This is a genomic window from Oceanispirochaeta sp. (genome assembly GCF_027859075.1).
Taxonomy (GTDB): domain Bacteria; phylum Spirochaetota; class Spirochaetia; order DSM-2461; family DSM-2461; genus Oceanispirochaeta.
The window spans coordinates 1-10,166 of record NZ_JAQIBL010000289.1; the positions used below are offsets into that span (position 1 = coordinate 1).

Here is a 10,166-nt window from a genome sequence, read left to right on the forward strand (position 1 = left end):
GTCGATTTTCCTGCACCGATATTTCCTGCTATGACAATGTATTTTTTCATATTATGCCCTTAACTTCTACTTTATTTTATTTTACAGACATTATATGGGATATTTTCTAACAAAAAAAGCCGACCATGAAGGTCAGCTTTTTGATTGAAGGGTCTGGAGGGAATCAGCTCTGGTCACCAGTCTATTGATACTACCTGAGCTCTGTTCGAGCTCAGGTAATTCATATTTTAAGGCCGAAGGGTCTGTCGGTTCTCGACGCTCCCCTCATTCACTGGCGTAACTTTTTTGTAATGTATAATGTCCTTGCAAAGTGTTTACATGCTACCTCTCGGTAGCTGACGAAAGGCCTAAGGGCCTGCGGGCCGTCATTCCAGTTCGATCCCCGCTATATCAAAAAAAAGAGACTGTCCAACAAGTTGAAATAGATTCTACCAATGCTGATTTACAGCATTGGTGGTTATTCTGGTAAGGCCTAAGGGTGGAGGTGGCGGGAATCCACTACAATCATCAGCATCCTGCTGATTCATTGCGTGCCTCCTCCTTCCACTGGCGTTCGGCATCCATGCCTCACTTCCGCTCCAAGTATTCGCGCGTTCCAGTCGGTTCGATTCCCTCTTTTCACTGGCGTTACTTTTTGTCTTGTATAATCATTTTGCAAAGTGTTTATATGCTACCTCTCGGTAGCTGACGAAAGGCCTAAGGGTATTTAGAGCGTCTGGAGGGAATCCACTTCAATCATCAGCATCCTGCTGATTCATTGCGTGCCTCCTCCTTCCACTGGCGTTCGGCATCCATGCCTCACTTCCGCTCCAAGTATTCGCGCGTTCCAGTCGGTTCGATTCCCTCTATCAAAATTATAAATAAAAAAAGTGAATCTTGCGATCCACTTTTTTTATTTAAAGCGTCTGGAGGGAATCGAACCCTCATCATCAGCTTGGAAGGCTGAGGTAATAGCCATTATACCACAGACGCGATTACTTTGCCCGGAAGGCAAGTGGAATATATCAGGAAAAGGATTGCTGGGTCAATACTTTTTTAAGGAAAATTTTATAGTCCATGAATCCTCTGAAAAAACTTGTAAATTCAGGCCAAAACATCTTGTCAGACCTCTTTACATTAGAGTCCCATTCTGACAATATTCTGTATGGAAAATAGAAGCATTTATAGAAATATATCACCACTGGATCATCGCTATTATCAATCTAATAGAGAGCTCTTTGAAGATTTATCCGACACTTTGAGCGAAGAAGCAACAGTAGCCTACTGTGTGAAGGCCGAAATGGCCCTTTTAAAGACACATATCAAACTTCAGAATCTGGGAGATCAGTCTCTCATTGATTCTCTTGATGAAATTGAAAAATCAATTACTCCTGAAGAAGTATACAAAGAGGAAGAAAAAACTCAGCATAATATCAGAGCTTTGGTGAATGTTATTAACCAGAAAGTTCCGGAAAAACTAAAACCATGGGTCCATATGGGTGCTACCAGTGTGGATATTCTGGACACTGCCAATTCTATGAGGATGCGTGATGTAACCCGGAATACAGTACTCCCTTTGTTGCTTGATCTGGAAGAAGAACTGATCAGGATGGCCGATGCCGAAGCAGAAACACCTCAGGTCGGGCGAACCCACGGTCAGCATGCAGTTCCTATCACATTGGGATTTGCCCTGGCCGAGTATGTTTCCAGGCTGGGTCAGTCTATTCAGGAAATCGAAAGGCTATCCTGTAATCTCAGGGGGAAACTGGCTGGAGCTGTGGGCGGTTACAATGCCACCAGTATGATAACAGGCAACCCTCTGGAAATGGAAAAAATTTATCTTGATTTTCTGGGACTGAAACCTTCCGAATATTCAACACAGATGGTAGAACCTGAATACCTTCTCCGTTTGCTCTTGGAATACAACACGGCTTTTGGGATTATCGCCAACCTGGCAGATGATTTGAGACACCTTCAGAGATCTGAGATTGATGAGGTCCGTGAATTTTTCTCGGCTACTCAGGTAGGTTCTTCAACGATGCCTCAGAAACGGAATCCCTGGAACTGCGAACATGTGAAGAGTCTCTGGAAGGCCTTCTCCCCCCGGATTCTCTCGTTTTATATGGATCAGATCTCCGAACATCAAAGAGACCTTTCCAACTCCGCCTCTGCCCGGTTTCAAGCCGATTTTATAGCTGGCTTTGCCGCAGCTGCTGCCCGGATGAAAAAAATTATGACGGGACTGACAGTCAATAAGGTGCAGCTGACCAAAAACCTGAAATTTCAGGGAGATTTTGTTCTGGCTGAGCCCAGCTATATTCTGCTTGCCATGTCTGGAATCAACGGAGCCCATGAAATTGTCAGAACCATCACTCTCTCCTGTGAGAAGACAGGAAAAACAATCAAGGAAGTCCTTCAGTCCGAACAGCCTGAGAGTTGGGAGAAGATAAAGAAACAGCTGAAACTGGTCTGCGGGCTTGATGCTGACCAGTTTTATTCAGATCCGGCTCTCTACAGGGGGAAAACGGCTGAGAAAACCAGGACATTATGTTCTCACTATTCAAAGATAATTACTGAAATAAAAGGAGCCCTCAAATGATTCAGGTTGAAGAAAAATACAGTTACGATGATGTACTGCTTGTACCCGCATATGCCGATTTTCTCCCGGGAGAAGCCTCTGTCCGAACCAGACTTGCAGGTGATATCTGGTTGAATGCTCCCATCATTTCGGCTGCTATGGATACGGTGACCGAGTATCAGATGGCTATCGCCATTGCCCTGGAAGGGGGAGCAGGCGTGATTCACAGAAACCTCCCTCCCGAAGTCCAAGCCATGCAGGTCAGCCGGGTCAAGCGCTATCTGAACTGGATCATCGCCAGCCCGGTGGTTGTTCAGAAAGGTCAGACTATTGCAGATGTCGAGAAAATCATGACGGAAACCGGTGTGACAGGACTTCCGGTTCTGGATGGCACAATATTGTGCGGTATCATCACCAACAGGGATTTAAGATTCTGTTCCGATCTGACTCAGAATGTAGAAGATGTTATGACAAAAAATCTGGTCCTTGAGAGAGGAACTCCCTCTGTGGATACGGCCAGGGAAAAGTTTGACAAACACAGGATCGAGAAATTGCCAGTCGTCGATGACGGTGGCCACCTGACCGGTCTTATTACAGTCTCTGATATGGAAAAACATAAAAGCTTCCCCATGGCAGCCATTGATGCCTCGGGAAGTCTTATCGTCGGTGCCGCCGTCTCTCCCAATGACTATATGCAGAGGATACCCCTTTTAAAGGCAAAAGGATGTGACTTTGTGGTTCTGGATACCGCCCACGGCAACAGTCTCAGCGTCATGCAGGCAGTAGAAGGCATCAAGAAGAATTTTGATATCAAAGTCATCGGTGGAAATGTTTCCGATGGTGACGGTGCCAGAAGGCTGATTGAAGCCGGAAGCGATGCCATCAAGGTCGGGGTTGGGCCCGGCTCTATCTGTACAACCAGAATCGTGGCAGGAATCGGTGTTCCTCAATTGTCAGCGGTTTATGAATCTGCTGAAGTTGCACAAAAACATGATATACCCATCATTGCCGATGGGGGTATCAAGTATTCAGGTGATATAACAAAAGCCATTGCTGCCGGTGCAAGCTGTATCATGGTGGGAAACCTTTTTGCCGGATTGAAAGAAGCCCCTGGAAAGGAAATCATTTTCGACGGCAGGATCTTTAAACAGTATCGGGGCATGGGTTCTATAGGAGCCATCAAAGAGGGCAGTGGCGACCGCTACCAGATGAGGAAGGACGATGAACCTGTTCCGGAAGGCATAGAAGGACGTGTCCCCTTCAAGGGCGAATTGAAACCCTATCTTAATCAGCTGGTCACCGGACTCAGAAAGGGAATGGGTTATTGCGGATGTCGCACCATAGAGCAATTGCGTTCATATAAAAAGTTTGTTAAGATCTCGAGTGCCGGTTTGAGGGAGAGCCATGCTCACGATGTGAACATTACACAGGAAGCTCCCAATTACTCACGCTACTAGTTCCCGGCTATAAAAACATTAAGGAAGAACGCATGAAACTTGTTGTTATCGGTGCCCAATGGGGTGACGAAGGCAAAGGAAAAATGGTGGATTATCTCGCCGAAAATGCTGATCTAGTTGTCAGATTCTCGGGAGGTGCCAATGCTGGTCATACAATCAAGGTCAAGGATAAGGTTTTCAAGCTTCATCTTGTTCCTGCCGGAATTATTTATCCCGGCAAGGTTGTGGCATTAGGAAATGGAATGGTTATTGATCCAGAATCTCTTTTCGAAGAGTTGGCTCAGATCAAATCTCAGGGAGTCTCCTGGGAAGGCCGTGTCTTTGTCTCTGACAGAGCCCATCTCGTTCTACCTTCCTATAAAGAAGAAGACAAAGATATGGATCCTAAGCGGCCCCGTCCTATCGGGACAACGGGTCGGGGAATCGGAATCGCTTATGGCCGTAAGGCTTACAGGGATGGTATCCGGGTAGCCGATCTCTGGGATGACATGGTCTGGAATAATATAAAGGCCGAAGACCGTAAGTGGTTGACTCCCTTTAAAGAGAGACTTGCTGGAATGAAAATCAATATGGCCGGTTTTATGATGGCCAATAGAGATAAGGAAATCCTCCTGGAAGGTGCTCAGGGTGCCCTCCTGGACCTGGATCACGGAACTTATCCCTATGTTTCCTCGGGTATCTCTACCAGTGCTGGTGCGGCTCTGGGTGGATCCATAGGATTCAGACACATCGACAAGGTTCTGGGAGTTTTTAAAGCCTACCAGACCAGGGTCGGTAATGGTCCTATGCCAACAGAAATGCTGGTGGGAAAAGACCTGGAACTGGGGAATACACTGAGGGAACTGGGTCATGAGTACGGTGTCACAACCGGACGTGCCAGACGGATCGGATACCTGGATCTGGTGGCATTGAAGTATGCCGGCTGGATCAACGGATTGGATGGTTTTATTCTGTCCCATCTGAATCTGTATGATGGATTTGAAACAGTCACCTTCTGTATCGGTTATGAAATTGATGGAAAAACAGTGACAGACTTTCCGTCTCTCACAACAGATATGGAAAAAGTAATACCCATACTGAAAGACTTTCCCGGTTGGGAAGGAAACGTCGGTGATGCCCGGAACTGGGATGAAATCCCCGAGGGTGCCAAGGATGTCATTGCCTATATTGAAGAATACACAAGAGTTCCGGTTGCCGGATATTCCGTTGGTCCCCTCCGGGATGAAACCTTTATGAAGGAGCCCGCGTGGATAAAATCCTGATCCTTGATTTTGGAGGACAGACTTGTCAGCTTATAGGCCGGAGAATTCGCGATTTTGGAGTTTTTTCAGAAATCATCCCGGGAGATATTGAGCTGACCGATGAAATTCTAAGTTCTGATGTCAAGGGGATCATCCTTTCGGGATCTCCCTATTCAGTTTATGAAAAGGGGGCTCCCGCACCAGATCCCAGAGTTTTTGAACTGGGATTGCCTCTCCTCGGGATCTGTTATGGATTTCAGCAGATGACCTTCCATTTTGGTGGTGAAGTCAGGCCACTGAAAACCAAAGAATATGGCCGGTCCAAAATACATTTCCTGGAAAATTCCGAGTTGATGACGGATGTTCCCGATAATTTTCTTTCATGGATGAGTCATGGAGACAGCCTGGACAAGCTGGCTCCCGGTTTTACTCTCATCGGTGAGAGTGAAAATAAGCTTCCTGCCGTGGGGGTGAATAAAGAAAAGAACTTCTATGGTATCCAGTTCCACCCGGAAGTGACTCACTGTGATTACGGAAATCAGGTACTTGAGAATTTCTGCTGCCGCATCTGTGGTGCTGCCAGGGATTGGACCCTGGATCTATTCATGGATCAGGTTTCCCACAGGATAAAAAAGCAGGTCGGAAAAGAGAAGGTTCTTCTTCTGATCTCCGGAGGGGTTGATTCTACTGTAGCCGGCGGGCTTCTCCTGAAAATCCTTGATCCTGCTCAGGTTTACCTGATGTACATAGATACAGGTATGATGAGAAAGGGTGAATCCGAAGAAGTAGCGATAAACCTTAAAAAACTGGGTGCAACACACCTGCATCTCATTGATGCCCGGGATCGCTTCCTTGGGCCTCTCAAGGGAGTAGAAGATCCGGAAGAAAAGAGAAAGATCATCGGGGACCGTTTTATCCATGTTCAGGAAGAGGAAATCGCCAAACATATTACCGGTGAATACTTTCTGGCTCAGGGGACACTCTACACCGACCTGATTGAATCGGGTAAAGGGGTAGGTAATAAGGCCAATGTCATTAAGTCTCACCACAATGTTGGCTCCCCTCTCGTTGAAGAAAAACGGCAGGCAGGTCTCATTGTAGAACCCCTGGATATGCTCTATAAAGACGAAGTCCGGAAATTAGGCGTGAAAATCGGCATTTCAAAAGACATTGTTTTCAGACATCCTTTTCCTGGTCCCGGATTGGGAATCAGAATCATCGGCGATGTTTCTGAAGAAAAATGCCGTATTTTAAGAGATGCTGACTATATCTATATTTCGGAGCTCAAGAAAAGAAATCTCTATAATAAAATATGGCAGGCCTTCTCAGTTCTCCTTCCTGTGCGTTCTGTCGGTGTGACCGGGGATGCAAGGGAATATGGTTTTGTTCTGGCATTAAGGGCTGTTGTTTCCCATGATGGGATGACTGCCGACGTCTATGATTTTCCAACTAAAGAGCTTCTTGAAATTTCTTCAAGAATTACAAATGAAGTTCCCGAAGTAGGGCGTGTCGTCTATGATATCTCGTCCAAACCACCGGCTACCATCGAGTGGGAATAATAATAATGGCTCTACTGCAAAAAAGGTAAAACCAAATTCTCTAAGTACTCTTAAATTTATTTAGAAGGTTTGATTTTTGTAAAACAATTAGTATTTGCAGAAGAGTCATTAATAAAAAGCTGTGAAACTTGTCTCACAGCTTTTTTTTGGTTTTTCCTCTGATTCTGTGACCAGTGAAGTCTGTTCTTTATTTATAGGCTGCTGTGATTATCTTTATTGTCTCCTCTAGGGATAGTGTTTTACGATCCATATCGTATAGTCCGCCCATTGTGTGGTGAGCATTTTCTGCAATCTTGTTTATCTCATTTTTTTCAATGCCATAATCTGACATTTTCAGATCTGCCACACCACAGTTTTTTTGAAGTTTTATCAGGGCTGTAATAAAATCTGCGGGTTTCTTTCCAGCTTCACCCATGGCCTTAGACATCTCCATCAACCTTTTGGGGCAAACCTCAGCAAAATACTTAAAATATGATTCTGAAAGCATGATCAAACCCGCACCATGAGGTAAAGAAGGATGAAAGGCACTCAGGGCATGTTCCATGGAATGTTCTGAAGTACAGGAAGATGTTGATTCCACCATTCCTGAGAGAGTATTGGCCAGGGCAATTTTTGTTCTTGCTTCCAGATCTTTTCCATTTTTTACAGCTACCGGAAGAAATTCGGCCAGAAGGGCTATGCTTTTAAGGGCATAAATATCACTTACCGGTGTCGCAATGTTCGCGATATAGCCTTCTGCTGCATGAAAGAAGGCATCAAATCCCTGATAGGCTGTCAGGCCGGGGGGGATGGACAACATCATTTCGGGATCAACAATGGACATGACGGGAAAAAAATCATCTCCGCCGAAGCCAATTTTCTCGTGGAGCTCTTCATTGGTGATGACCGTCCATGGATCTGCTTCGGTTCCTGTTCCTGCAGTTGTGGTTATGGCTACCACTGGTAATACAGGTTCCTTGAAACCTTTGCCGAGTCCGCCTCCGCCATGAATATAATCCCAGTAGTCTCCCGGGTTTTTGACCATCAGGGCGATGCTTTTGGCTGAATCTATGCTACTTCCGCCTCCCAGACCCAGGATAAAGTCACACTTTTCCTTCCTGGCCAGCTCGGCGCCTTCCATCACATGGGACTTCACAGGATTCGGGAGGATTTTATCAAAAACAACAGATTCTGTGTTATTATTTGTTAACAGTTCCTGTACTTTTTGTAGGTAACCGTATTTTTTCATGGATGGTCCGGCAGAGATGACAATCAGAGCCTTTTCCCCCGGTAGTTTAGCTGTTCCCAATTCTTTGATTGACCCGGGACCAAAAAAAATTCGGGTTGGAATGTAGTAGTTGAAATTGTTCATTTGTTAACTCCTTACATATTTCATTCATTCTAAAACCTGGAGTCTACTACAGGTCAAGGGACAAGCTTGTTTTTTTTACATTCCCTTTCTACAATACAGATTATGACTACTACAGAAATGAAAGCCCCGGTTTATTCACTGGGAGGCATTAAAAGTGAAACTGGTTTATCTGATGACACTCTCCGGTATTATGAAAAAGCGGGAATCCTTCCAGGAATTGCCAGGCTGCCCAATGGTCACAGGCAGTACTCTCAGCATGACCTGGATTGGCTGCAATTTGTTCTTTGTCTGAGATCGACTGGAATGCCCTTGAAAGAAATTCGCACCTACCGTGAACTGATGGAAAAGGGTGATTCAACTGTTATGGAGAGGAAGGTCCTCCTTCTATCACAAAAGGAAAAAATCCTGTGTGAACTTGAGACTCTCCAGGGAGCATTGAGCAGGATTAATCACAAGATTGAATATTATGATTCTCTTTGAGAGGAGACTGGGGAAATCTTTTGGTGTATCATGATGTCCTTATTTTAATACTCAAATATCTACTGATCTTTATGATAGGTACAATTTTGGGATGGTTCATTGAAATATTTTGGCGTCGATATTTCGGTAAAGCAAGGCGATGGTTAAATCCAGGGTTTCTGAACGGTCCCTGGCTGCCTCTCTATGGTTTTGGATCTATTGTTTTATTTTTAATCTGTAATCATGTGACTTCTGTCTATCAAAGAGGGGTTCTTTTTCTTTTTGTTCTTACCCTTCTTGAATATCTGGCAGGCAGGATATTTATCGGTCATTACAAAATCAAATTGTGGGATTATTCAAAGAACAGGGGCAATATTAAGGGGATTATATGCCCCTTATACAGTCTATTGTGGACTATTCTTGGTTTGATATTTTCCTATACTCTCTTTCCTCTACTTCAGAGAGACATCTCAAAGCTGCTGAACAACCTGGAATTATCCTTCTTCATCGGGATCTATCTGGGGGTATTTTCAGTGGATCTGTGGCAGTCTTTTAATCTGGCGGCCAGGATAAAATCATTTGTCAATGAATCAGAAGAACGTTGGCATGGAGACTTTGAGCGATTCAAGCTGGAACTGCGCGACCGTGTTGAAACAGGAATAGGAATAGGATTTAAAAACAGGACACATTTTCTTCTGCCTTTCTATGGAGAACTCGGTTCCTCTTTTAAAGAACATTTAAAAAAGCACAAAACAAATTGACCGGGGATATTCACTTTTTTGAGAAACTATAGACTGTTCATTCTATATAGTTTTATGACAATATTGTATATAATCTAACGATAGGAGCAAAACTTATGTATGTAGCTGATAATAAACGATATGATAAGATGATTTACAGGAAATGTGGTAACAGTGGATTGAAGCTACCCATTCTTTCCCTTGGTCTCTGGCATAATTTCGGATTCGAGACCCCTTTATATAAGGCAAAAGAACTTCTTTTCACAGCATTTGATCATGGAATCACACATTTTGATCTAGCCAATAATTATGGTCCTCCAGCCGGATCAGCAGAAGAAAACTTCGGGAAAATTCTGAAAAGTGACTTATCTTCCTATCGTGATGAATTAGTCATATCAACAAAGGCTGGGTATTTAATGTGGCCAGGACCTTATGGTGAATGGGGCTCCAGAAAATATCTTCTATCTAGTCTTGATCAGAGTTTGAAACGTATGGGTCTAGATTATGTGGATATTTTTTATTCTCACCGATTTGATCCCAATACTCCTTTGGAAGAAACAATGGGAGCTTTGGCTACAGCAGTAAAACAGGGTAAGGCCCTTTATGCTGGTATATCATCCTATTCTGCAGAAAAAACTTTAGAAGCTTCCCGTATCCTTAAGAGTTTGGGTGTTCCTGTGCTGATTCATCAACCTTCCTACTCGATGTTGAACCGCTGGGTTGAAGAACAACTGCTCGATACTCTTCTTTCTGAAGGGATTGGATGCATACCTTTTACACCTCTGGCACAGGGGCTTTTAAC

8 protein-coding genes and 1 tRNA gene are annotated in these 10,166 nt (G+C 44.3%); 7 read left to right on the top strand and 2 right to left on the bottom strand.

All coding sequences use genetic code 11. The features are described 5' to 3' along the window. Positions 1 to 900: 900 nt before the first annotated feature. Positions 901 to 972 (bottom strand) — tRNA-Gly (locus PF479_RS15990). A gap of 172 nt (positions 973 to 1,144) precedes the next feature. Here PF479_RS15990 and PF479_RS15995 point away from each other — a divergent pair. Genes PF479_RS15995 through guaA form a run of 4 tightly spaced genes read left to right on the top strand, consistent with a single transcriptional unit; the run spans position 1,145 to position 6,814 of the window. Then, positions 1,145 to 2,578 carry a lyase family protein gene (locus PF479_RS15995; protein WP_298008517.1) on the top strand — a complete coding sequence of 478 codons (1,434 nt, stop codon included), beginning with the start codon at positions 1,145 to 1,147 and terminating at the stop codon, positions 2,576 to 2,578. Next, positions 2,575 to 4,014 carry an IMP dehydrogenase gene (guaB, locus tag PF479_RS16000; RefSeq protein ID WP_298008519.1) on the top strand — a complete coding sequence of 480 codons (1,440 nt, stop codon included), beginning with the start codon at positions 2,575 to 2,577 and terminating at the stop codon, positions 4,012 to 4,014. Before PF479_RS15995 ends, guaB begins: the two co-directional genes overlap by 4 nt. 32 nt (positions 4,015 to 4,046) lie before the next feature. Further along, complete coding sequence (gene purA, locus PF479_RS16005; RefSeq protein WP_298008520.1) at positions 4,047 to 5,276, top strand: adenylosuccinate synthase; 1,230 nt, start codon at positions 4,047 to 4,049, stop codon at positions 5,274 to 5,276. Then, complete coding sequence (gene guaA, locus PF479_RS16010; protein WP_298008523.1) at positions 5,261 to 6,814, top strand: glutamine-hydrolyzing GMP synthase; 1,554 nt, start codon at positions 5,261 to 5,263, stop codon at positions 6,812 to 6,814. The genes purA and guaA overlap by 16 nt, the downstream gene beginning before the upstream one ends. Positions 6,815 to 7,001: 187 nt before the next feature. Here guaA and PF479_RS16015 read toward each other — a convergent pair whose 3' ends face one another. After that, on the bottom strand, positions 7,002 to 8,165 hold the full coding sequence (locus PF479_RS16015; RefSeq protein ID WP_298008525.1) for an iron-containing alcohol dehydrogenase: 1,164 nt from the start codon (positions 8,163 to 8,165) through the stop codon (positions 7,002 to 7,004). 117 nt (positions 8,166 to 8,282) lie between these two features. Here PF479_RS16015 and PF479_RS16020 point away from each other — a divergent pair, with 117 nt between their 5' ends. From PF479_RS16020 to PF479_RS16030, 3 genes are all read left to right on the top strand, one after another. Next, the gene (locus PF479_RS16020; RefSeq protein ID WP_298008528.1) at positions 8,283 to 8,645 is read left to right on the top strand and encodes a MerR family transcriptional regulator; all 363 of its coding nucleotides are present in this window, start codon (positions 8,283 to 8,285) and stop codon (positions 8,643 to 8,645) included. 23 nt (positions 8,646 to 8,668) lie between these two features. Beyond that, positions 8,669 to 9,385 (top strand): putative ABC transporter permease, encoded by a 717-nt coding sequence (locus PF479_RS16025; protein WP_298008533.1) that lies wholly within the window; start codon positions 8,669 to 8,671, stop codon positions 9,383 to 9,385. A gap of 95 nt (positions 9,386 to 9,480) precedes the next feature. Further along, on the top strand, positions 9,481 to 10,166 hold a 686-nt coding region (locus PF479_RS16030; RefSeq protein WP_298008531.1), incomplete at its 3' end, for an aldo/keto reductase.

Excerpts from the sequence above, each read along its gene's own strand:
- PF479_RS16015 (WP_298008525.1), bottom strand. The coding sequence starts at position 8,165 with ATGAACAATTTCAACTACTACATTCCAACCCGAATTTTTTTTGGTCCC.
- PF479_RS15995 (WP_298008517.1), top strand. The coding sequence starts at position 1,145 with ATGGAAAATAGAAGCATTTATAGAAATATATCACCACTGGATCATCGC.
- purA (WP_298008520.1), top strand. The coding sequence starts at position 4,047 with ATGAAACTTGTTGTTATCGGTGCCCAATGGGGTGACGAAGGCAAAGGA.
- PF479_RS16020 (WP_298008528.1), top strand. The coding sequence starts at position 8,283 with ATGAAAGCCCCGGTTTATTCACTGGGAGGCATTAAAAGTGAAACTGGT.
- guaB (WP_298008519.1), top strand. The coding sequence starts at position 2,575 with ATGATTCAGGTTGAAGAAAAATACAGTTACGATGATGTACTGCTTGTA.